Annotated in this window: 20 protein-coding genes; 12 read left to right on the forward strand and 8 right to left on the reverse strand. The window is 56.2% G+C overall.

Annotated features, from left to right (window positions below; genetic code table 11):
- Window positions 1-148 precede the first annotated feature (148 nt).
- Complete coding sequence (locus SH421x_RS24080; protein WP_488852563.1) at window positions 149-742, reverse strand: peroxiredoxin; 594 nt, start codon at window positions 740-742, stop codon at window positions 149-151.
- Between the two features lie 217 nt (window positions 743-959).
- Window positions 960-1,892, reverse strand: coding sequence for a DUF4282 domain-containing protein (locus tag SH421x_RS24085; protein WP_488852564.1), 933 nt, complete (start codon window positions 1,890-1,892; stop codon window positions 960-962).
- A gap of 105 nt (window positions 1,893-1,997) precedes the next feature.
- On the opposite strand from SH421x_RS24085, the gene SH421x_RS24090 reads away from it, so the two are divergent.
- The 8 genes from SH421x_RS24090 to SH421x_RS24125 all read left to right on the forward strand — a co-directional run bounded on the left by SH421x_RS24090 (window position 1,998) and on the right by SH421x_RS24125 (window position 11,574).
- Window positions 1,998-3,824, forward strand: coding sequence for a M3 family oligoendopeptidase (locus tag SH421x_RS24090; RefSeq protein ID WP_488852565.1), 1,827 nt, complete (start codon window positions 1,998-2,000; stop codon window positions 3,822-3,824).
- A 16-nt stretch (window positions 3,825-3,840) separates the two neighbouring features.
- Entirely contained in the window at window positions 3,841-5,007 is a 1,167-nt protein-coding gene (locus tag SH421x_RS24095) for a hypothetical protein (protein WP_488852566.1), read from the forward strand.
- A 12-nt stretch (window positions 5,008-5,019) separates the two neighbouring features.
- Window positions 5,020-6,186, forward strand: a complete 1,167-nt coding sequence (locus tag SH421x_RS24100) for a YcxB family protein (RefSeq protein ID WP_488852567.1) — start codon at window positions 5,020-5,022, stop codon at window positions 6,184-6,186.
- Window positions 6,187-6,258: 72 nt separating this feature from the next.
- The gene (locus SH421x_RS24105) at window positions 6,259-7,431 is read left to right on the forward strand and encodes a YcxB family protein (RefSeq protein WP_488852568.1); all 1,173 of its coding nucleotides are present in this window, start codon (window positions 6,259-6,261) and stop codon (window positions 7,429-7,431) included.
- A gap of 11 nt (window positions 7,432-7,442) precedes the next feature.
- Window positions 7,443-8,645 carry a hypothetical protein gene (locus tag SH421x_RS24110; protein WP_488852569.1) on the forward strand — a complete coding sequence of 401 codons (1,203 nt, stop codon included), beginning with the start codon at window positions 7,443-7,445 and terminating at the stop codon, window positions 8,643-8,645.
- Between the two features lie 189 nt (window positions 8,646-8,834).
- The gene (locus tag SH421x_RS24115) at window positions 8,835-10,238 is read left to right on the forward strand and encodes a hypothetical protein (protein ID WP_488852570.1); all 1,404 of its coding nucleotides are present in this window, start codon (window positions 8,835-8,837) and stop codon (window positions 10,236-10,238) included.
- A gap of 390 nt (window positions 10,239-10,628) precedes the next feature.
- Entirely contained in the window at window positions 10,629-11,051 is a 423-nt protein-coding gene (locus SH421x_RS24120) for a hypothetical protein (protein WP_488852571.1), read from the forward strand.
- Between the two features lie 73 nt (window positions 11,052-11,124).
- Window positions 11,125-11,574 carry a response regulator gene (locus SH421x_RS24125; RefSeq protein WP_488852572.1) on the forward strand — a complete coding sequence of 150 codons (450 nt, stop codon included), beginning with the start codon at window positions 11,125-11,127 and terminating at the stop codon, window positions 11,572-11,574.
- 41 nt (window positions 11,575-11,615) lie between these two features.
- Here SH421x_RS24125 and SH421x_RS24130 read toward each other — a convergent pair whose 3' ends face one another.
- A complete protein-coding gene (locus SH421x_RS24130; protein WP_488852573.1) occupies window positions 11,616-12,578 on the reverse strand; it encodes a C-terminal binding protein in 963 nt (320 codons plus the stop codon).
- Window positions 12,579-12,660: 82 nt separating this feature from the next.
- Window positions 12,661-13,758 carry a DUF1570 domain-containing protein gene (locus tag SH421x_RS24135; protein ID WP_488852574.1) on the reverse strand — a complete coding sequence of 366 codons (1,098 nt, stop codon included), beginning with the start codon at window positions 13,756-13,758 and terminating at the stop codon, window positions 12,661-12,663.
- Between the two features lie 172 nt (window positions 13,759-13,930).
- Between SH421x_RS24135 and SH421x_RS24140 the strand changes: the two genes are divergently transcribed.
- Both SH421x_RS24140 and SH421x_RS24145 read left to right on the forward strand, forming a co-directional pair.
- A complete protein-coding gene (locus SH421x_RS24140) occupies window positions 13,931-15,238 on the forward strand; it encodes a hypothetical protein (RefSeq protein ID WP_488852575.1) in 1,308 nt (435 codons plus the stop codon).
- A gap of 55 nt (window positions 15,239-15,293) precedes the next feature.
- Complete coding sequence (locus SH421x_RS24145; protein ID WP_488852576.1) at window positions 15,294-16,403, forward strand: peptidylprolyl isomerase; 1,110 nt, start codon at window positions 15,294-15,296, stop codon at window positions 16,401-16,403.
- Window positions 16,404-16,470: 67 nt separating this feature from the next.
- Here the strand turns inward: SH421x_RS24145 and SH421x_RS24150 are convergent, their stop codons facing one another.
- Window positions 16,471-16,803 carry a hypothetical protein gene (locus SH421x_RS24150; RefSeq protein WP_488852577.1) on the reverse strand — a complete coding sequence of 111 codons (333 nt, stop codon included), beginning with the start codon at window positions 16,801-16,803 and terminating at the stop codon, window positions 16,471-16,473.
- A 222-nt stretch (window positions 16,804-17,025) separates the two neighbouring features.
- Here SH421x_RS24150 and SH421x_RS24155 point away from each other — a divergent pair, with 222 nt between their 5' ends.
- Together SH421x_RS24155 and SH421x_RS24160 are read left to right on the forward strand one after the other, a co-directional pair.
- Entirely contained in the window at window positions 17,026-18,684 is a 1,659-nt protein-coding gene (locus SH421x_RS24155) for a solute:sodium symporter family transporter (RefSeq protein WP_488852578.1), read from the forward strand.
- Window positions 18,684-19,046: a cupin domain-containing protein gene (locus SH421x_RS24160; RefSeq protein WP_488852579.1), complete on the forward strand. Its 363-nt coding sequence runs from the start codon at window positions 18,684-18,686 to the stop codon at window positions 19,044-19,046. The genes SH421x_RS24155 and SH421x_RS24160 overlap by 1 nt, the downstream gene beginning before the upstream one ends.
- Before the next feature lie 82 nt (window positions 19,047-19,128).
- On the opposite strand, the gene xerC is transcribed toward SH421x_RS24160, so the two are convergent.
- From xerC to SH421x_RS24175, 3 genes are read right to left on the reverse strand one after another with little or no spacing between them, the layout of a single operon-like run.
- Complete coding sequence (xerC, locus tag SH421x_RS24165; protein ID WP_488856483.1) at window positions 19,129-20,031, reverse strand: tyrosine recombinase XerC; 903 nt, start codon at window positions 20,029-20,031, stop codon at window positions 19,129-19,131.
- A 19-nt stretch (window positions 20,032-20,050) separates the two neighbouring features.
- Window positions 20,051-20,350 (reverse strand): hypothetical protein, encoded by a 300-nt coding sequence (locus SH421x_RS24170; RefSeq protein WP_488852580.1) that lies wholly within the window; start codon window positions 20,348-20,350, stop codon window positions 20,051-20,053.
- Between the two features lie 46 nt (window positions 20,351-20,396).
- Window positions 20,397-21,377, reverse strand: a complete 981-nt coding sequence (locus SH421x_RS24175) for a hypothetical protein (RefSeq protein WP_488852581.1) — start codon at window positions 21,375-21,377, stop codon at window positions 20,397-20,399.
- Window positions 21,378-21,459: the final 82 nt, after the last annotated feature.

Below are 21,459 nucleotides of genomic sequence, written 5' to 3' on the forward strand. Positions count from 1 at the left end.
GGGAGGGAGTTTCGGAGTATCCGAGAGCGACAAGTCACTACAAGGATAGAGGTAAAAAAAGGCGTCGGAGCAAATTCCGACGCCTTTTTCGTGGTTCATCCGTAACCGATACGTCGAATCGTCCGCACTGCTGCGCGGTGCGACCGAACTAACCAGCGTATTCGGCACCGAAGAATTCTTTCGAGTCGGTCGGGGTCGGCTTGATCGTGCGGGCGCCCTCTTTCCAGTTGGCGGGGCAAACTTCGCCGTTCACTTCATGGAACTGCAGGGCTTTGACCATCCGAAGCGCTTCATCCACGCTGCGACCCAGCGGCAGATCGTTTACGACCTGATGTCGAACGACACCCTTGGTGTCAATCAGGAACAAGCCGCGGAGAGCGATGCCGCCTGGCAGTAAGACGTCGTATTTGGTTGCGATGCTCTTATCAAGGTCGGCCAGGATCGGATATTGAATGTCGCCGATTCCTCCTTCGCCGCGAGGCGTGTTGCGCCAGGCCAAGTGCGAGAAATGGCTATCGATCGAGCAGCCCAAGACCTGCACGCCGAGTGCTTTAAAGTCTTCGATACGATCCGAGAACGCGATGATCTCGGTCGGGCAAACGAAGGTGAAGTCGAGCGGATAGAAGAACAGCAAAACATACTGGCCTTTGTAATCCGACAGGCTAATTTGCTTAAAATCGCCGGTTTCGGTAACCGCGGTGGCGGTGAAATCAGGCGCTTCCTTCGTAACCAATACGCTCATGGATCTTGTTCTCCGTATCCGAAATTCTGCTATTCGCGGGGCCCAGCTCGCTACGTCGAGTCGGGACAGGCTCAGTACTATTCCCTATTATCATGACGCCTGGCCGACCCATCCGGCAAGTGCCGAAAGGGTAATGTCTGCGATAACTTTTGGTTATGGCGGCGTATGAGTTGGCTCCGCCGACCCGCTTTCGGCAGAGCGTACTACGCGTGGACGTCTACAGCTTTTCTTCGTTTTGAGCTCGAATCGCGGCCAGATCATCGGTTGCGCGGAAAAAGGCAATCACCACTTCGATCGCGATCCGCAGCCCCAAGATATAAAGTAACGCAAGGACGCCGCCGCCGATTAACAAAAAGCCAGACGATATCAGCGCTGTGATGATCCCCGTCGTTCCCTCCGCGGTCATCATTCCCATGATTAGGGAGGCCAAAGTCCCCCCCAGCCAGGCGAACAAAATCAACAATAGCCAAACGTAGTAGATCACTTTGGCGACCGCGGGCGCGATCATGGTGTCGAAGCTAAATAGCGCGCCAATTCCACCGCTTGATTTTCCAAGGCCTGACGTTGCTCGATCAGAACGCGATTTCCCCTTTTTCTTTTTCCCTTTTCCTTCCGTTTTGTCACTGGGAGTGACAGAAATCATTTCCGAGATTTCAGCCGTCGCCGATTTCTGCTTCTGTTTCGTTTCCACGACGGGAGCGGCTGGCGGAATCGGGGGAGGAGGCGGGGGTGCGACAATCGACGGCGGGGTCGGCGCCGCTTCATCAAACGGGCGAGGTTCGTCCGAGGGAGCTTGAACCTGGGCTTCTCCCGTAGCGCCCGTGGGATCGGCCATTCGCGGAGATAGCGAAATAGAATGGCCTTTAGTCCCCTCCGTTGGCGATCCGCTGACCTGTTCATCGGCGTGATTTACAGGTATTCCCATCGGGATCGGAGCATCTGTCAGCGGTAAAGCAGGTGTCGGAGCACCGCTCGAGGTGAACTCTAGCCCACGAACACTGGAAGCATGAACCCAGGAGCTATCCCCCCGCCGCACAAGGGTCTCGGGCGAAATCTGACCCACGGCGGCAAGTTGCCGCATCTTCTTCGACGAAAAGGGGCCTGTCTCCGGCGCATTTTCGTTTGCTTTCAGGTAGAATTCTTCGGCCATGAGATTTCTCGGGGTGGGTCATTCACGGTCAGAAAGCCGGAGCGCCTACTCTGTGCCGTCCATCCATCTTGAACGCCGAGCTGCGTCAAGTCAACGAAACAATGGATGCGATCGCGGGGGGAATCACCATGGCAGATCTGCTCTTCGCCGCTAGACGCACTCCCGGTCGGCGGTTACGTTGAGCCGAGCGTGAGAAGATTCCGCGAGCCGACCTACCTCCCCCAGTTTTCGACCATGGATGATTTTTCGAATTACTGCCTTCCCAATCCCAGCCTGGATGAGGTGACGGCAGAGTATGTAGTGCTCGAACAAGAGCTGGACCTTGCACTGGCGCGTCCCGATACTTCGGAGGATGCGCTGCGTGCGGTGGTTGGCAAATGGGATCGCGTCCGGCGGCGGCTAGAATCGTGGAGCAACTTGGTCGAAATTCGTTTCAACCAGGAGACGCACGACCCTGACTTCAAAGCGGCGCAAGACTATCGCGACGAAATCGCGCCCAAGCTGACCGAACTAAACGTCCGGATTCAAAAGAAGCTGGTCGAAACGCCGCTTCGTCCCCGGCTTGAAGAAATCTTCGGCGCGCATGCGTTCAAGCTGTGGGAAGTGCAGAACAGCACGTTTGATCCCTGCATCCATGACGACCTGGTGCAAGAGTCGAAGCTGGTCTCGCGTTACAACGAGCTGACCGCCGCTGCCAAAGTGGACTTCCAGGGAGAAGAGTTCAATCTCTCCAGCATCGCCAAGTTTGAAGAGCACGCTGATCGCGACGTCCGTTATGGCGCTGCCCGCGCTATGTGGCAGTGGTTCGCCGCCAATCGGGCCGAACTCGATCAGATCTACGGCGAGTTGGTCACGCTGCGACATGGCATCGCGCAAAAGCTAGGCTACGACAGCTTTGTCGAGCTCGCCTATCGCCGCATGTCGCGCACCGACTACGGGTCAGAAGACGTCGCGCGCTATCGCGATGAAGTGCGCGAGCATGTGGTGCCGCTGTGCCGCGAGATCCATCGCACGCAAGAAGACACCTTGAATCTTGAGGACTTGATGTTCTGGGACGAAGGGCTGTTCGACAGCGCCGGCAACCCGACTCCGCAAGGTTCTTACGAAAAGCAGATCGAACTCGCGCAGCAGATGTTCAATGATATGAACGTCGACCTGGGCAAGTTTTTTCAGGTGATGTGTGACAAAAACCTGCTCGACCTGAAGATTCGCCCCTGGAAAGCAGGCGGCGGTTTTTGCTCAAGTCTGCCCAGCGAAGAGATGCCATTTATCTTCGCCAATTTCAACGGCAGCAAGGGAGACGTCGAAGTCTTCACGCACGAGATGGGACACGCGTTCCAGTGTTACAGCAGCTTTGACGGCGCGGCGCTGCTAGAGCATGTCTGGCCGACCTATGAAGCATGCGAGATTCACTCGATGAGTCTTGAGTTTCTCACGTGGCCACACATGGAACTCTTCTTTGGCGAAGCGGCCGAGCGTTTTCGTCGCATCCACTTGCTGACGTCTCTACTGTTTCTGCCGTATGGGGTCGCGGTCGATCACTTCCAACATGCGATCTTCGCCGAACCCGACGCGACGCCAGAGCGCCGTCACGCGATCTGGCAAGAGATGGAACGGCTCTATCTGCCCGACACCAACTACGGCGACTTGCCGCATGTTTCGACCGGCGGCCGTTGGCAACAAAAGCGGCACATTTATATGTCGCCGTTCTACTACATCGACTACACGCTAGCCCAATGCTGTGCGCTGCAGTTCTGGGTTCGATCGCAGCGCGACTTCGCCACGGCGATGCAGGACTATGTCGAACTCTGCAAACGAGGCGGCACGATGCCGTTCTCGGGCCTGGTCGACAGCGCCGGCCTAAAGAACCCCTTCAAACCCGGCAGCTTGAAAGAAGTGGTCCAACAGGCCCGCGAGTATTTGAAGCTGTAATCCCCCGGCGAGGGCGATGGAAATTGCGTTTGAAAGTACCGCCGAAGACAAGCAGGCCCATCTTCAAGCCGCAGAGGTGCTGCCTGCTTGGAAGCAATGGGTGATCTACTACGCCTCTTTTTCAGTCCTTGCAGGACCGGCGTTTGTTCCTTACTTTTTGACAGCTCAGTACGTCGCTGGCACGATATTTCTGGCCTTATTCGCAGCCCTGTGGCTGTGGATGGCCTACTGCGCCGCATGGCCCAAGTCTAAAACCGCCCAAGACACGGTCGGCATTCGCCTGCAGCCAGACTATCTTGAAGAACGCGAACCATACGTCCTGACGCGGATCGCCTGGGGAATGGTCGAAAGCATCCAAATGCACGACCTTTATTTGCGTATTCGCTTACGGACGAATTGGTGCGTATGCATCCCAACACGCGCCTTCGCCGACGATACGGAGTTGGCTCGCTTTATCGAACTGGCCGAGCACTATCGTCAGGCTGCGATCGGTCAGCCGCTCGTCAACTTGCCGCTGGATGATGACGAGATTTTTCCACCATGGGCGAAAGCCGCAAGCTTATCGATCGGGTTCGATATCGAAGTCCACGAATTGGCCTATGTTCGCCACGGAATCCTCCGCGGCAAACGCCCCCCCATGTACGCGAGTGTGCTAAACGTGCTGACCTGGCTCGCACTCTCACTGATCGCGCCGCTTCTGGGGATGGCCCACTATTGGACGGGAGCCGATTCCCAAGTTCCCTTGCATGATGTCATCTGCTGGCTGATGTATCTTTCATCACTTGTCTGGTTTGCTAGTGCAACTTACGCGGCGACCCTGATCGTACAATGGCTCGATCAACGTTGGATTTCGCCGCTTTTGCTGGCGTCGCATCGCTTGACGATCGCTCCCCAAGGCTATGTGAGTTCTGCGTTACACACGACCGCTTGCATTCGCTGGGATTTCGTCGGGATGATCGAACAAAACGAAGAATTCATTGGGTTCAAGAATCAAGACCAACAATTAATCAGTTTGATTCCTAAAAGAGCGTTCGCCGACTCAGCCGCCGCTGCCGACTTTGCCGACGTGGCGCTGCTCTGGTGGGAGGAAGCGAAACTACAACACGAGCCTAGTTCTGCTGACGACGTTATTCACGCTGAAACGGCTGACGGCGAGAATCCCTACCGATCCCCACGCGCATAATTGATAGGCGTCATGGAAGTTGAGTTTGAAAACAGTGTTGAATTTGAAAACGGCGACGAAGATGCAGCCGTATTTCCTCCGCTGCAGACGCCTCGCCGGGCGCTGCGCAACAAGCTGCTGTTGATTGGCGGCGGCGTGTTGATTGGGTTGCCTGGCGTGATTCCGGCATTGCTGCTGGAATATCGCTGGGTAGCCGGGATGATTGCGATCGTCTACTACAGCTGCTTATATCGCTATGCGCAGTATTTGTTTCGCGACAATCCAGCGATCGCATTCGAGCAGGGATTGATTCGCCTGCGATTGACCCCGCATTATCTGGAGACGCTTGGTCCACAAAGGCGCCAGCGGATCGCCTGGTCTCACATCGATCGAGTGGTCGATTCCGCAGAGTTCCTACTAATTTATCCCGACCCGGTTCAGGCCATCGTTGTTCCTTGTCGCGCCTTTGCGGGAGCGGAGCAGATGCGGCGTTTTGCGCAACAGGCCGAACACTACCGGGTCGCCGCACAGCAGACCACGTTGCCAGAGATCGGTCTGTACGACGATGATTTTTTCGCTGCCTGGACGCGTGATGCTGGATTGAGCGTCGAGTATCAAAACGCACGCGCCGATTGGGCTTATGCGCTGGAGAAAGGGGCGACCGAGTATCCGTGGCTCAGCATGAGTTCGCGCATTACCAAAAACATTGTCTTTCTGTTACTCTGCGCGGGGATGACCTTCATGGCGTTTAACATTCGGCACATCGGCTTTGCGGCGTTTGCGTTGGTTGCTTCGGCTGTCTTTTGGTATGTCGGTATAATTTCGCTGCTGCTCCTTGCCAAAGAACAGAGCCGGGCAAACGCAGTGCCGCAGCGTTGGCTCGATCGCCAAACCCTTTTTCTGTCTCCAATCGGCGTGATTCGGTTGACCCCGTATGCAATTCACTGTGCAACTTGGCGTGCGTTTTCCGGTGTGCTACAGAACACTGGCTTTATCTACCTGATCGATAACACCGGACAGATCAACTACATACTGCCCAAGCGATCGTTCCCAACTTACGGCCAAGCCGAGCATTTCGCGCATGAGGCATCGCAGTGGCACGCCTCAGCGCTGGCTGCCGCCGAGGAAGCAGCGGCCTTCGAGGCTAGCGAAGCAGAATTAGACGACGGCGATAACTACTATCGCTCGCCGCAAGCTTGAGACGCGAAGTGATCTGGGCCACAATGGCTCCACGTGCTGGACCAAGGCCACAATCTCACGCAGGCACACTTCATGGAAATCGAATGCGAAAACGTACCTGAAGATATTCGGTACCTCGTTCGAACCATGTCACGGTGGACCATCGCTGAGTCGATCCTGACAGGGGCCGGCTCGGTGCTGATTGCGGCGGCGCCGGCAACGTTGATTTTGCTCTCGGCGGGGCATTTGGTACTCGGCGGCTTGCTATTGGTATCGGCGTTGTTGCTTGCCGGCAGATTTCTCTGGCAGATGCTGCACTATTTTCGCAGGATCCCGGTCAAACCGGGGCGAATTCGGCTGCGGATTACGCCTGATTACGTCGAAGCCGAGCACCCCGAATATCGCTCGCGACAAGCATGGAATTATTTAATCTCGGTGCAGCGTGTCGCTGGCGCGATCGTCTTGCAGCGTCCGATGAACCGCGCCAATATTATTCCGGATCGCGAATTTGACTCGCCCGAGTCGGCGGAGCGCTTCTATCAACTAGCGCAGGCCTATCATGCCGCCGCGCTCGCTCAGCCTACTGTCGATCTGACGGACAATCTCGAAACTTTTCTGCCTGACTGGACTCAGGACCTGCGATACTCGATTGCTTTTCAGAATACGATCGCTGAAGTGGTCAACATGGTCATTCCGACCGCCACCCAGCCTCGAACCACTGTCCGCGGATATCTTGGATCGATCTTTTCGTGCGGCGTCGCCAATGTTGTGTTGGCCTATTTTGCCGGCAGTACGAACGGGATCGGGGTACCGTCGATTCTGCTTGATCCCTGGCTCGAAAGCAGCCTCTTAGCCTTCGTGACTCTGCTGGTCGTGGCCATTAACTTTTCGACTTTTTTTAAAGTGCGTGAGCTGATTAATCGCTGGCGGATTTCGCCTACCGCACTGCTGCCGAAGACGATTGAGATCGGGCCGCAAGCAGCGCTCGTCCGCAGTCGGTTGGTCATCATAGCGATCCGCTGGTCGGCCTTGGATCAAATCGTGCACAACCCTGACGCGATTTATATCAGCGATACCTTGCCGGTGGTCGCCTATGTGATTCCTAAAGCAGCGTTCCCTGATCCCGCAGCTGCCGAACAGTTTGCAGAACAAATGGTCGAATGGTACCGAGCATCGCTCGACACGATCGACATTGGCCCCAACCATGATGTGATCGAAGCCGAGTTGGTCGACGGCGACAATCCCTATCGCTCGCCGCACGCCTAAAGCAAGTAATCATGCGAGAAGTCGTTGTTGAAAACGAACCTGCAGATATTCAGTACATGGTGCAGGCCTCGCCATGGTGGACCATCGCCGAATGGTATGTCACTTATCCGATCATCATCTTACTGACGACGACTCCTGTCCTGTTTAGTTTGGCGGTATCAGGCAATATCGCATTGGGCGGCTTGCTGGTCGTGGCGGCGACGACGTACATCGTCAAATCTCTTTGGGCAACACGACAGCATTTACGCGCGGCGCCTAGTTGGCCAGGACCTGTTCGCATTCGCATCACTCCCCATTTTGTCGAATCAGAACATGCCGATTACCACCGGCGACAGGCCTGGGCTTACATCACCTCGGTCGAGCGAACCAGCGACGCGATCGTCCTGTTGTTGCCCATGGATGAAGCATTGATTATCGCCGATCGACACTTTGAATCGCCAACAGCGGCCGAGCAGTTCTATCAAACTGCGCTTGCATATTATCGGGCGGCTCGTAGTCATTCGGCGGCAGTTGAACTAACGGAGGAAGGAGAAACGTTCCTGCCGGCATGGACCCAGGATGACCGCGGTTCGATTTCGTATCAGAATACTCGCGCGGATTGGGCGATCACGATCAGCCAAAACCTGCTCGGCACGCGAATAACTCTTGCCAGCTTTCTCGCCACGCTCACCTCATGGGTCTTCTTCAACTTCGTCTTACTTCAAGCTACTTTTGGATTTCGTTTTTTGGAGGATGCGTATGAGGCGTTCAATCCCTGGCTCCATAGCTTGATTGTGACCTCTGCTGCACTGGCCGCCGTGCTTGTCAATGCAACGCTGCTTGCTCAATTGCGCGAGTTCGCCAATCGCTGGCGCGTGCCAACAACTTTGCTAGAACCCCGCATGCTGACGATCTCGCCGGGGGGAATCGTTGTACGCTGGCGACTCGCGATTCAGGCAATTCGCTGGAGAGCGCTGGGAGAGGTCATGTACGACTCTCAATCGATCTACCTTGGTAACACGCGCGGAATGACTGCCGCAACAATTCCGCTGTCGGCGTTCCCAAGTCCTGAAATAGCAGAATCCTTCTTTGAAGAGCTGCGCGTTTGGCAAGCGATCGCATGTCAGGCAGCCAGCGATGAGAGCAACTTCAAATCGATCGACGCCGAGGTCGTCGACGATACCCATCCGACTGAGCTGGACGCAGACAATCCCTTTCGCTCGCCTAGAATCTGATTGGCCCCTTGAGAGCGGTCGTAACGATTACCCCGATTGCAGCAAGCCAGCCTCTTCAAATACCTCAGGCGACGACGCTTCGCCCGGTTCCTCTCCGCGATGACACGATTTGCGTGCCATGTTGAAGGTGGAAGATGTCCGCATCAGGACGTCCCGAACTATCTGCTTCGCATTGGAGAATTCGCCGCTATGTCGCGTCTCATATCGCTCTCGACCGTTACCCTGGCTTTGTTACTGATCGCTCCTATGACCCTGGAAGCAGGTCCCCGCGGTGGTGGTGGTGGTCGCGGCGGTGCTGGAGGAGGTGCAGGTGGTGCTCGCGGGGCTGGCGGCGGTGGCGGTGGCGCTCGCCCTAACATGGGCGGCGGCGGAAACTTTGGTGGTGGTAATTTTGGCGGGGGAAATTTCAGCGGCGGGCAAAACCTGGGCGATCGCTCCGGCGGTGGGAATGGTCCTGCAGCCAGTGGAGCGATGGGACGCGACGGCCAGTTTGGTGGTGGAGATCGCGGCCAGCAAGGCTTTGGCGGCAACTCACGTCTGTCGAGCGCCTTAGAAGGAGGCAATCTCGACAAGTTTGGAGGCAACGGTCAGGCCGGCGATCGTAATGCAATCGGCAATGGTCGCCCGAACAACGGCCAGCTGAACAGCTTTTTGGGTATCGACGGCGGACGCGGCAACGTTGATCCGGCCCAACGTGATGCCAATCCTATGAATCGCGATTTAAATAACCGTGATCTAACTGATCGAAATTTGAATGTCGACGATCGCAACCTGGACGATCGCAATATCGACAATCGTAATATTGACAACCGCAATCTGGACAACCGCAATCTGGACAATCGCAACGTTGATGTTCGCCAAAACAATACGAACATCTTGAACAACAAGAACATCAACAATGTCAACGTGAACAACAACCACGTGAATGTCGATGCTCGCGGCGGTCAGATCTACAACAACATGAACGGCTATTGGAACAACGGACCCCGTCCCTTCTCCAACGGCTGGTATGGGGCTCATCCCGGCGCTTGGAACTATCGCTATCCCGGCGGCAACGCCTGGGCGGCTGCTAGCTATGGCGCCGTGGCCGGTTGGATGATCGGAGCTTCGGCCACTCCGACAAGCTATGTCTACAGCAACTCGTACTACTACCCCGCCGGAACGACGGTTGACGACCAACAGGCTTACGCCGCCCAGCAAGCGACCGACGCGTCGCAGTTGGCTTCGTCCGCTCCGCTGCCGACCGCCGATGACGGCGAGCAATGGATGCCGCTCGGCGTTTATGCGATCGTCGACGGACAAGACGCGACTTCGTCCAAAATGCTGCTGCAATTGGCGGTTAGCAAGTCGGGCAATCTGGCCGGGACCTACTATCACGCCCAGACCGGCAACAGCCAAACAGTCCACGGCGCCGTTGATCTGAAGACGCAGCAAGTTGCCTGGCAGATCGGTGACAACACCAGCGTGACTTTCCAGACTGACCTAGAAAGTTTGACCAAAGCGGAAACTCCGGTGCTCGTTCATTATGCAAGTGGCCAAAGTGAGCAGGTCGAAATGGTCCGAATGCCGGATGAAGATGCGTCAAAATCGTAAGGCAGACCGCAAACCATAAAGTTGAGAGGAGAGCCGTTTACGGCTCTCCTTTTTTTATTGGTATAACCGGAACTCACATAGGCATTGGCTTATTTGTTAATGCGCAGCGCTTAGGCATTTTCCCTGAGGAACCGCGAAAAATGTGCGCATTATCAAAATCACCAATAGTGCCATGGGGCTAGGTTCTGGATTTCTTATTTTTCGCAACGTATTACCTGCCAGCAGGTAACGTCTACTCTGCGGAATCCCGCCGGCGATTTGGCATAGATTTCGCCATAGGCTGCTCCGCATGCAGCATTACGTCGCATGCAACTCGCCGACCCTTCGCCGCTATCGGAACAGGGCGAGGGGTATATCCCTCAACCAAGGATGGATGAAAGGACACCGAGCATGACTAGTCTCATCGCTGCGAGCATTCTGACGCTCGCGATTGCTGGCGCCGCTCCCCAGGAAATTGCGGCTATCGACAAGGTTGACCTGATCGAGGTCAACCACCTTTACGACCAACAAGGGCGGCACGTGATCGACCAGCTCATCTTTTATGACTGGGACAGTTCACACGGCCGCTTCCAGGTTCGCGCCTGGCGATTGATCAAAAGTCCCGGCCAAATGCCGCAACGCGATTGGAGCAAAGACGCCTATGTCAGCTACTGGCGTGACATGCACGTGATGCGACGCGTTTATGCGAGCCGCGTCAAGGAAACGTGGACCACTTACGATCCCGAGGTGCTGGAACGAGAAGTGCTGCCGATCGAATACCGGCAAGAGCTGAGCCAATCGATTCCGGCGCGGCGCAGAGTTGCTTCGAACTAGCGTCATTCTCGTCTGTCGAGATTCCCCCTATAATTCCGTAGGAGACGTGATATTCGCCTACGGAAAGGGGCCGATGGCCGAGACTAATAAAATCCTGATCGCCGACGACAATCAAGCCAACGTCGAACTATTGGAAGCCTATCTTGCCGGAGTGGACTGCGAGACCGAAATCGCCGTCAACGGGCAGGACGCGCTCGACAAAGCAGCCTCGTTTAAGCCTGATTTGATTTTGCTCGACGTGATGATGCCCAAGCTGAGCGGTTTTGAAGTTTGCCAAAAACTAAAGAGCGATCCTGCGACCTCACGGATCATGATCCTGATGGTGACGGCGCTCAACGAACTGGGAGACATCGAACGTGCAGTTACTGCCGGAACGGACGATTTTCTTTCGAAACCCGTCAACAAAGTCGAGTTGCTCAAACGCGTATCGAACATGCTCCGCATCAAAGATATGCAAGACGAAAACGAGCGACTTCGGCGGTACATCGCCGACATGGAAACCGAATCCGGCCACGACCAGTAAGCCGCCAGAGCCAGATCAACACTGAACGCGGCAAACGCCGCCTACAGTACTTCCGGATTCCGGACGTTCTCTGGTGTGCGTCCCTCCAAATAGTCGACTACCTGGCGAGTCGCTCGGCCGCGTAGATTTTCGAGCGACTCGACCGACACAAATGCAGCGTGCGGCGTGACGATCACGCGGGGGTCGTTCATCGGCGGCCGCGTCAAGTCTGGCGGCTCGGGGTCTTGCACGTCGAGCGCGGCGCCGGCTAGTTGATTGGCCTCCAATGCGGCGGCGAGCGCCTCTTGATCGACCAGCGCGCCGCGGGCCGTGTTAATTAGATAAGCGGTCGGCTTCATTTTTTGAAATTCTTCGGCCCCAAACATGTGTCGCGTTTCGGCGGTCGCCGGAATTAATAGCGAGATATAGTCAGACTCGCTTAAGACGCGCTCTAGATCGACCGTCTCGACGCCGGGCATCGTTTTACCGCTGCGGCTGGTCGCGATTACTTTCAAACCGAGCGCCAACGCTCGCTCGGCCAGCAACACGCCGATTTGTCCAAGTCCGACTATGCCCAGCGTTTGGCCGCTGATGCGCCGCATCAACGGGCCCGCCTGCAGATCGTAAGTGCCGCTCTGCGTTGCGTGATGGTACATCGCGATCTTTCGGGCACACGCCATCAACAACGCAAGCGTATGCTCGGCGACTTCGATCACACAATAGTCGGGCACATTGGTGACCACAATCTTTTGCTGCGTGCAGTAAGCGACATCGATGTTGTCGAGTCCGATCCCCAGCCGCGCGACGATCTTTAGCTGGGGCGAAGCGGCGATCACTTTGGCAGTGACTTTGGCCCAGTTGGTGAGGATCGCGTCTACTTGATGCTCGGCAGCCAGAACCGCCAGCGAGTTCTCATCGGTATGCGTTGCGACGATGAGCTCGACTCCCGCTTTGTCGAGGGTCTCGTGCTCGATTTCAAGATCTTGCCAGGCGAAATCGGTCAGCAGCGCTTTGAATTTTGGCATCGGTGGGGCGTCACAAAGAAGGCGGCGGAGAATACGGCAGTATTCTAACGAATCTACGCGGCCGGTCCTACGCCCGCGTCGCTTACTTCAACGCTTGGATATAGCGTAAGAAGCGGGCCTCCAGCATGTTCCAGTCGCTGCCAAAAACAGTCTCAAAATCGGCGATTCGCTGGGCGGCAGGGTATTCGGCCGCTGCTGGCCGCGCGGCGATTGTCGCCAGATATTGGGAGAATCGTCGCGGATCGGTCTCGACCAGATAAAAGCAGAACGCCCACGATTCGCTGTAGGCGACATCGGCCCGCTTGGCGAAGACGCCGTCGGAGGCAATCAACGTTTGCAGCGAGCCGCTGGGACGCGACTTGGCGGCGTAGTCCTGAAACCAATCGAGTCGCCCTCGATTGATCCGATCGCTGGCGCGGCGATAGACCGCCGAGTTCCAAACGCCGGGGGCTTCAAACATGGTCGCGAGCCCTTCGACAATCCACTTGGGCTGCTCGGCGGTGCGACTATGTATGCCGGCATTAAACGCCGTCTGATGCGTCGCCTCATGCACCATGGTCGCGGCGTTCTCTTCCCAAAAAGCGTCATCGGCGCGGCCTGCCGAGACGTCATACATCAAAACGCGATTGGTGCGCGAGGAGTAGTAGCCGACCATCCCCGGTGAAACACGCACACCCAGCTTGGCCGAGTGCTTGGCGTACTCTGCAAAATTAGGAAAGACGACGGCGACCAGCGGAAACTGGGCCGGAGCAACCCGAAAGCCGCGACTGGTGAAATATCCCTGGAATGAGCGGTGAAGCTCTTCAAAGCGATTGGCCCATTGGTCTCGCTGACCGGGAGGATGAACAACGAGATAGTGCCCGGTGCCGGTGACTTCGTATTGATTGCCGAACTCGCGGAGCAATTCGCCGCGCACCTGCGACTGACTTAAGGGAGTGAAACCATCGGCGACTTTCGCAAAGTTTTCGGCCTCGCTCGGCGCAAACTCCCAGATTTGGCCATCGGTCGCCAGCATCAAGACCTGTTCCGGGGAGTTGAATAAGGAGGTCCCTACGATCTCCTGACCATCAAGATCAAGCCGCAGAGTCCAGCCCTGGGCTTGGGCCGTGCTAATCGCCGTCCAGCAGACGATTGGCGCCAAAAGCATCAATGGCCACTTATGGGGGAGAAGTTTTTTCATGAATTCTGGCTTAATGGACTCGAAGAATCACCTTACAAATGTAGAATGCAAAACACCCCCTCGAACGGAGTCTTGAAAAACTGCTGGAGAATCAACTTAACACCGGTATAATGCGTGGCAGACACCTCTTCTGCGGCACCCTTCTCTTCTATCCCTATTCGGACTTAACTTAGTGCGCAGTATACTGTTAGCGCTCGCAATCCTAATCACCTGCGCTACCTTTGCGCAGGCTCAGGACGCTGCTTCCCCGCATGAATCCGATGCGAACCTTTCGAAACAGGTCGCCTATTTCATTCGTCAGCTGGATGCAGGCAGCTTGGCCGAGCGCGACGAGGCGGAAGCGTCTTTGACCGAGCTAGGTCCCAATGTTCTAGACCATTTGCCCGAGATCACTGATCGCACGCCGGCCGAAGTCAAAGCGCGGCTCGAACGAATCACTGTGGTTCTACAAAAGCAGCAAGCCGATAGCATCACGCAGCCGCAGCTAGTTACGCTTGATTTCCAACAGGCGCCGCTCAGCGAAGTTTTGGCTGCGATCGAAAAACAATCGGGGAATCGCATTGTCGATTTCCGCCCCAAGTTTGGTCAACAATCGACCGATCCCAAGATCTCGATCCAGTGCGAGAAACTTCTCTTCTGGCAAGCAATTGATCGCGTCTTTGCTGATGTAGATCTCGCCGCCTATCCTTACGCAGGCGAGAAAAACGCGTTGGCCTTCGTCAATCGGGATGCTCCCGGCTTGCCGCTGAACCTGGCCAGCTACACCGGCGTCTTCCGAGTCGAGCCGACGCGGATTGAGATGCATCGCAATCTGACTCCGCCGATCTCGGACGGGATGCGAATCAACTTGCAGGTAACCTGGGAGCCGCATGTTACCCCGATTTTGATCAAGTTTCCGTTCGATGCACTGGTCTCTACAGACGATCAAGCGACCAACCTGAAACTGTCGGATGGCCCCGTTTCGTACGATGTCGCGGTCGATAGCGGACAGACCTCTGTCGATTTTGTGATCCCGCTGAACTTGGCGCCGCGTGGGTCGCAAGCCATCGAAAAACTGCAAGGCAAGTTTATTGCTCTGGTTCCGGGACGTGTCGAAACGTTTCGTTTTGATCGCCTGACCAATGCCCGCGGATTGCGTCAAGAAAAAGGTGGTGTGCAAGTTGCGCTCGAACAATTTCGGAAAAACCGTGACCTGTATGACGCACGAATTGTCGTGCGGTTTCCCGGCGGATCCGAAGCGCTGCAATCTCATTTGGGCTGGGTCGACTCAAACGAAGTTTACCTAGAGACGGCCGCCGGCGAACGGCTAGAGCATGCCGGGATTGAACGCTTTCAAGAGGACGCCGATGCAATCGGCATCGCCTATAAATTTATCCTCGATGAGCGTGAGCCAGGCGATTTTACGCTTGTCTATAAGACGCCTGGTTCGATTGTGTCGCTGCCGGTTGATTTCCAGCTCGACGACATCCCGCTCCCCTAACACGCTACGCTGCCTTTACCTTCCTACTCCACGCTGCGTTGCGAGAGTCTTCCCTATGACATTCCAAATCTGGCCGAGTCACCTGGTGCAGCTGGCAGTCGTATTCGGGCTGCTAATTTGCGCCGATACCCTCGGCAGGTCAGGACATTTCGGCGGGGGAATTGACGAGGAGACGGGCTACATGGACCCTCGGTTTGAAGCGATGGATCGCCCTCCCGGCGTCGAGATCGAAGCGTTCGTCAACAACATTCCGATCTATGATGTCGATGTCGAGCGCTCGGCCTCCATTGCATTTGGCTCTGCCAGCAAAGGGGACCTGGACCTGCCATTCGGGCTGAAATCATCGGTGCTCAATCGTCTGATTGATCGCGAGTTGGCGCTGCAGTTTATCGACACCACCGACTATCGCCCTTCGACTTCAGAGATCAATCGAGAGATCAGCCGTTTGAAGCAAGAACTAGAAGCACGCGGCAAATCGCTGGAAGCCTACCTGACCGAGAATCATACCGACATGCGAATGCTGCGGCGACGCGTGGCGTGGAACATCGCCTGGCCGCGATATGCCGACGCGAGCCTGACCGATGACAACCTGCGCCGCTATTTTGACCAGCATCGTCGCGACTTTGACGGTACCCAACGCAAACTCTCCCAGATCCTCCTGACGACTGACGACAGCGAACCAAGTCATGTACTTGAACGCCAGCGTGATATTGGGGCTCGTCTGCGCGTGCAAATCAAACGGGGAGAAATCGAATTTGCCGAAGCTGCGCGGCGCTATTCCAATGCCCCTTCAAGCGAGCAAGGGGGAGTTGTCGGTTGGATCGGTCGCCACAACCAACTGCCTGAAGAGATTCATAACGCCGCGTTCGATGTGCCGCTGGACGAAATCGGGGGACCAATTCAAACGGCATTTGGCATTCACTTGATCTGCGTCACCGAAGAGAAGTCGGGCGAGATTCCTTGGGAAGAGGTCAAACACGAAGTTCGCAAAGCGGCGGAGCGGTACCTGTTTACCTATACCGCTGATCGAGGTCGCGCTCAGGCCGAAGTGAAGTATCGAAACTCGTATGAGTATCCCGAAGAATTTCGGGACTTTATGTCACCCTATCCAGAACCGGGGAGGATGGCGCCGACAACCACCGGCAAACATCCAGGCGGCATGTAAACGCAGGCCTGCCAGAGGGCTTGCCTGATTCAGAGCGGATTCTCGCTTTTCGCTTCGCAGGCCAGCCTTAGCCTGCTTTGTTCTTCTCTTGCAGCTCACGCAATTCTTTGCGGCGTAGCTCTTCTTCGAAACGAGTGGTCGCAAAACAGACGGCCATCACCCCTAAGACGATGAACAGCGAGACCAGAATGTAGTTCAGCACCCAGCTAGGGCCGGAGGCTTCTTCGCCTTCGGCAGCTTCCTGGGCCAGTAACATCGCCGTCGGCGACATCACGATTAGTGCGGTCAAAAAGGTCCAAGTCAGTCGGATTCGCGAGATCATCGGCGGTTTATGCGGCAAACGAGGAGCGAAGCGAGAAGTCGCGTTCGCGGAGAGTCCGCGACGCGATCGAGTTCGCATTGTACCCTGACGAGCGGCCTGAGACCAAATGCTTCGACCTTCCGTCGGCAAAAAGCCCGCAAAAAAACAAAATCGCAAGCTCGCCAACCGGTGGTTCTTTCAGCGGAAGTCGAGCAAAATTTCTCAATAACGCCTAGGAAAAACTCCTTGTCGGCGGCGGGGGATTTATTACGCTAAAGCGTTTGCCCCCGCCCCGTCTTTTGCTTCAGAGCGTCCGCCCCCATGGATACGTCGATCACGATCGCTTCTTTCGTCTTCTTCACCGCGCTGGTCGGCGTCATCACTTGGTGGCTTACTCGCGGCGATCAGCATGGCACGTCGGCCGGGTACTTTTTGGCTGGCCGCACGCTGACCGGCGGGTACATCGCCGGCTCGCTGATGCTGACCAACTTGTCAACCGAGCAATTGGTCGGTCTGAACGGCGCGGCCTATAAAGACGGCATTTGCGTCATGGCGTGGGAAGTGGTCGCCGCGTTGTCGTTGGTGATCATGGCCCTCTTCTTTTTGCCCCGCTATCTGAAAAGCGGCATCGCGACGATTCCTGAATTCCTGGAAACCCGCTTTGATGAACGCACGCGTTCGATCACGTCGTTTATCTTCATTGTCGCCTACGCCGGTATTCTGCTGCCGATCATTCTTTACACTGGCGCGACCGGGATGATCGGAATCCTCGATCTGCAAAACATGCTCGGGCTAGCGGATGTGACCACTGTGCTCGGGATGTCGACTGATTGGTTTCTGCTGTGGGTTGTCGTCTGGTTGATCGGGATCATCGGCTCGATCTATGCGATCTTCGGCGGTCTCCGGACCGTCGCGGTTTCGGACACGCTCAACGGTTTTGGGCTGTTAGTCGGTGGCGCGTTAATTGTTTGGTATGGTCTGGCGGCGATTGACAGTAATCCGTTCACGGCTTTAGAAACGTTGAAGTCAGCTGAACCGCAAAAGTTCAACTCGATCGGCGGTCCCGATAGCTCGGTACCGTTCTCCACGTTGTTTACCGGCGTGCTGCTGCTCAACTTGTTTTACTGGAGCACCAACCAGCAAATCATTCAGCGAACCTTTGGCGCGTCGAGCTTGAAAGAAGGGCAAAAAGGGGTGCTGCTCGCCGGCTTCTTGAAGATCCTGGCTCCACTGATCCTCGTGCTCCCCGGCATCATCGCCTATCACCTGTTTCACGAAACGCTGCCGATGGAGTCCAAAGACCTGGCCTACGGCAAGTTAGTGCAAAAGGTGCTGCCGGTTCCGCTGGCCGGCTTTTTCGCCGCGGCAATCATGGGGGCGATTCTCAGCTCATTCAACTCGGCACTCAACAGCACCGCGACCCTCTTCAGTTTGGGCGTCTATCAGCACATGATCCGGCCGAGCGCGTCGGAAGAAGAGGTAATCAGCTCAGGCAAGTGGTTCGGCACGATCATCGCGTTGACGTCGATGACCTTCGCGCCGCTGCTGGCCGGGCAAGACAGCATCTTCGGCTATCTGCAAAAGATGAACGGGCTTTACTTCATCCCGATTTTCTCGGTCGTGTTAATCGGCCTGCTGACCAAGCGGGTGCCGGCGATCGCCGCGAATATCGCGTTAGTGGTCGGGTTTATCGTAATTGCGCTTGGCTATTTTGTGCCGACGCTGGCCAATCTGTTGGCCGGGCCATTTCGTGAATTTCACTTTCTGGGGGTAGTTTTCGCGTCGCTGATCGTGATGATGTTAATCATCGGCGCGATCAAGCCGATGGCCGTGCCATACGAGCAAAAGGATAGCGGCGCGGTCGATATGACCAGTTGGCCGCTGGCTTGGCCGGTGGGGATTGCACTGATCATGATCGTGCTGGCGATTTACGGCTATTTTGCTGATTTCAGCGTGCTTTGGACAGCTGCGAGTAACTGATGGATATCTACAATCTAGACGAAGTTCCGGCCTTCACAACCAAAGATGGCTCCGAGATTCGCGAGCTGCTCGCGCATCGCAATTCGGCGATTCGCCTGCAAAGTTTGGCGGAAGCGCGGATCCCGATCGGGCGACAGACGATTGCCCATTATCACAAGCAGACCGAAGAGATCTACTTCATCACGCAAGGGACGGCCGAGATGAAGATCGACGGCGAAGTCCGCAACGTAACCGTGGGCGACGCCATCGCGATCCCGCCGGGGGCGACGCATCAGATCACCAACATTGGCGCGGTCGAACTACGCCTGCTGTGCTGTTGTGCGCCTCCCTACGAAGACCACGATACGATCTTGCTGGAATAACGCTGGGGTCAATCAGGGTAGTGTTGTATGAAATTGGTTGCGGGGATAAGACTCATGCCCGCCTCCCAATATCGACAATCCCTTACACTCGGGCACGCGGGTGCGCCTTTTCGTACGCTTCTTTCAACCGGGTTGTGCTGACGTGCGTATAGATTTGCGTCGTCACGAGACTCTTATGCCCTAGCAACTCTTGTACGCTGCGGATGTCAGCGCCGGCATCCAGCAAATGCGTGGCGAAGCTATGTCGCAACGTGTGCGGCGAGGTCCGCGTGTCGAGCCCCGTGATCGCGATATACTTTTCCAACATCCGGCCAACGCTGCGCGTGGTCAGACGATTGCCAAACTTGTTGGTGAAGACCGGCTTTTCTTTGGCCGCTGCGGCGCGAGCACTGAGCGTGCGTTTGCTTAGCCAATCGTCGAGCGCCTGGGTCGCGAAGCTGCCAAGCGGTCCAAGCCGTTCTCGCTTTCCTTTCCCGCGAACGCGAATCAATCCTTGTTCGGCATCGATATCACTATCGTTTAGACCGACGAGTTCGCTGACACGAAGACCGGCGCTGTAGGTGGTCTCAAAGATCGCGCGGTCGCGCAGACCAGCCGCAGTGTTGGCTGGTGGAGCCGACAGCAGTTTGCTGATCTCTTCTCCAGTCAAAAAGTGTGGCAGCTTACGCTTGCGACGTGGATTGCGGAGCGGTTTGGCCGGGCTGCGCTCGATCAGTTCTTCACGCTGGGCGAAACGAAAGAACGAACGCATCGACGCCAAGCGGCGCGAGACGGTGGTCTCGGCGTAGCCGGCGTCCGAGACGGCAGCTACGTAGCCTCGCAGGTCAAGGGTTGACACTTCGCCGGTCGTCGCGGGAGCGGCGTAAAGTTCTTCAAGATAGTCGACCAGCGCTTCCAGGTCTTCGCCATAGCTCTTGATCGTCAGGTCCGACGCGTTGCGTTCGACCTGAAGGTAGCGCAGGAAGCGGTCGGCGGCGGCTCGCATTTCCACGGCCGCAATCTCCTTATTCGAATTCGTCAAAGTCGAGATGATCGACGCTGCTGATATCGATCGCTCCCTTGGCGGGGAACTCGAAGCGCGGCTTGACGGCCGAGCTAGCAACAGCAGCGTTTTTGTCAGCTGGCGCTTGGGCGCGAATCTTTTGACTCAGCACCGCTGCATCGTACCACGAAAAACTAAGTTCCGGGTTGGAAGCATATCGACCGAGCATGCGCAACGTTTCAGCGCGTCGACTGTCGTTAAACATGAAGACATAGCGCTCTGCGCCTTTAACCAATGCTAGTACGTTAATCTCTTCAGTCACGTGCGGCTCTCTTTCCAGACGCTTCGGGAACGGATGGCAATAAGCGTTATCGGCTTTCGGGCCACCTCAACGCCACTTTCGATTTTCCGGCGCCGCCTCGAAGGGAGAGCATCTCGGTAATATGCGTGTAGCAACAGAATCGAATGAAATCTTCGCTACGATCCAAATAGCCTTGCCACCCGCCGATGCGGGCATCGTCCAAAAAGTCATAGTGCGATTCTGCCAATGCGGTGAGATCACTGTCGTTTTCGTCATAACTACGAATCTGTGAGATAATCGGCCCGTCGTACGGAAGCAGCGGCGGGCGGTTCAGGCTGGGAGGTGGCGGAACAAACCCGCGCGGATCAGGCCAGCCTGCCGGCAATTGCGGTTGCTCAGGGGGAACTCCACCATCTGCTAGCGGATCCGTAATGCTAGCACTGCCGTTGACCTGCGGCTTAGGCGTCGGTCCCATTTGCGCCGCCATAGGATCGGTCGGCGGATGGGGGTCTGGAGTTTGCGTTTCTAGCTGCGCTTTGGCGAGCGCGAATTCCGCTTCCCAGACGTGGGACTCAGGAATGTATTCTTCGTCAGCGGTCCCCCACGGCAGACCATAGCCTGCCGGGATCGCATGGAAGCCTGGATTGACCGAGTACCAGTTGACGGCCAGTGTCATACGCTTGGGATAGTAGGGCGTATAGTCGGTAATAGAACCAACTACCACGACATCCACGCCGAGCGCTTCGCCCAGTTTGCGGATTTCAGTAGCGTCACGACCGCGGATCCCGGTCGCTTCCATGGCGCGAATGATGACGCCGACCGGAACCACTTCGAAACCACGAATTCGCTGCAACTGACCGTAGTAGGCGATCGTTACATCGTCGGCGTTCAGCGTAGGAGCGTCGCTCTGATTATTGAAAGGAATAATCGCGACTTTGCTGAGCTGCGGAAATGGATTGTGATATTGCGGCTGATGCTTCACCTCGGGAAATGCAGTGCATCCCAGGCAAAGGAGTCCAGCTAGCAAAATCAACCAGAGCCAACGCATTGGAATCTTGGGTTACTTGCAGGCCCCCCTGCACGACAATCACCCACGCTGACGCGCGGACAAACTTGTCATTGGTCAGCAA

The organism is Blastopirellula sp. SH421 (assembly GCF_057808535.1).

Excerpts from the sequence above, each read along its gene's own strand:
- SH421x_RS24155 (WP_488852578.1), top strand. The coding sequence starts at position 17,026 with ATGGATACGTCGATCACGATCGCTTCTTTCGTCTTCTTCACCGCGCTG.
- SH421x_RS24135 (WP_488852574.1), bottom strand. The coding sequence starts at position 13,758 with ATGAAAAAACTTCTCCCCCATAAGTGGCCATTGATGCTTTTGGCGCCA.
- SH421x_RS24085 (WP_488852564.1), bottom strand. The coding sequence starts at position 1,892 with ATGGCCGAAGAATTCTACCTGAAAGCAAACGAAAATGCGCCGGAGACA.
- SH421x_RS24115 (WP_488852570.1), top strand. The coding sequence starts at position 8,835 with ATGTCGCGTCTCATATCGCTCTCGACCGTTACCCTGGCTTTGTTACTG.
- SH421x_RS24145 (WP_488852576.1), top strand. The coding sequence starts at position 15,294 with ATGACATTCCAAATCTGGCCGAGTCACCTGGTGCAGCTGGCAGTCGTA.
- SH421x_RS24160 (WP_488852579.1), top strand. The coding sequence starts at position 18,684 with ATGGATATCTACAATCTAGACGAAGTTCCGGCCTTCACAACCAAAGAT.
- xerC (WP_488856483.1), bottom strand. The coding sequence starts at position 20,031 with ATGCGAGCCGCCGCCGACCGCTTCCTGCGCTACCTTCAGGTCGAACGC.
- SH421x_RS24150 (WP_488852577.1), bottom strand. The coding sequence starts at position 16,803 with ATGCGAACTCGATCGCGTCGCGGACTCTCCGCGAACGCGACTTCTCGC.
- SH421x_RS24130 (WP_488852573.1), bottom strand. The coding sequence starts at position 12,578 with ATGCCAAAATTCAAAGCGCTGCTGACCGATTTCGCCTGGCAAGATCTT.
- SH421x_RS24125 (WP_488852572.1), top strand. The coding sequence starts at position 11,125 with ATGGCCGAGACTAATAAAATCCTGATCGCCGACGACAATCAAGCCAAC.
- SH421x_RS24110 (WP_488852569.1), top strand. The coding sequence starts at position 7,443 with ATGCGAGAAGTCGTTGTTGAAAACGAACCTGCAGATATTCAGTACATG.
- SH421x_RS24105 (WP_488852568.1), top strand. The coding sequence starts at position 6,259 with ATGGAAATCGAATGCGAAAACGTACCTGAAGATATTCGGTACCTCGTT.
- SH421x_RS24095 (WP_488852566.1), top strand. The coding sequence starts at position 3,841 with ATGGAAATTGCGTTTGAAAGTACCGCCGAAGACAAGCAGGCCCATCTT.
- SH421x_RS24080 (WP_488852563.1), bottom strand. The coding sequence starts at position 742 with ATGAGCGTATTGGTTACGAAGGAAGCGCCTGATTTCACCGCCACCGCG.
- SH421x_RS24120 (WP_488852571.1), top strand. The coding sequence starts at position 10,629 with ATGACTAGTCTCATCGCTGCGAGCATTCTGACGCTCGCGATTGCTGGC.
- SH421x_RS24090 (WP_488852565.1), top strand. The coding sequence starts at position 1,998 with ATGCGATCGCGGGGGGAATCACCATGGCAGATCTGCTCTTCGCCGCTA.
- SH421x_RS24175 (WP_488852581.1), bottom strand. The coding sequence starts at position 21,377 with ATGCGTTGGCTCTGGTTGATTTTGCTAGCTGGACTCCTTTGCCTGGGA.
- SH421x_RS24100 (WP_488852567.1), top strand. The coding sequence starts at position 5,020 with ATGGAAGTTGAGTTTGAAAACAGTGTTGAATTTGAAAACGGCGACGAA.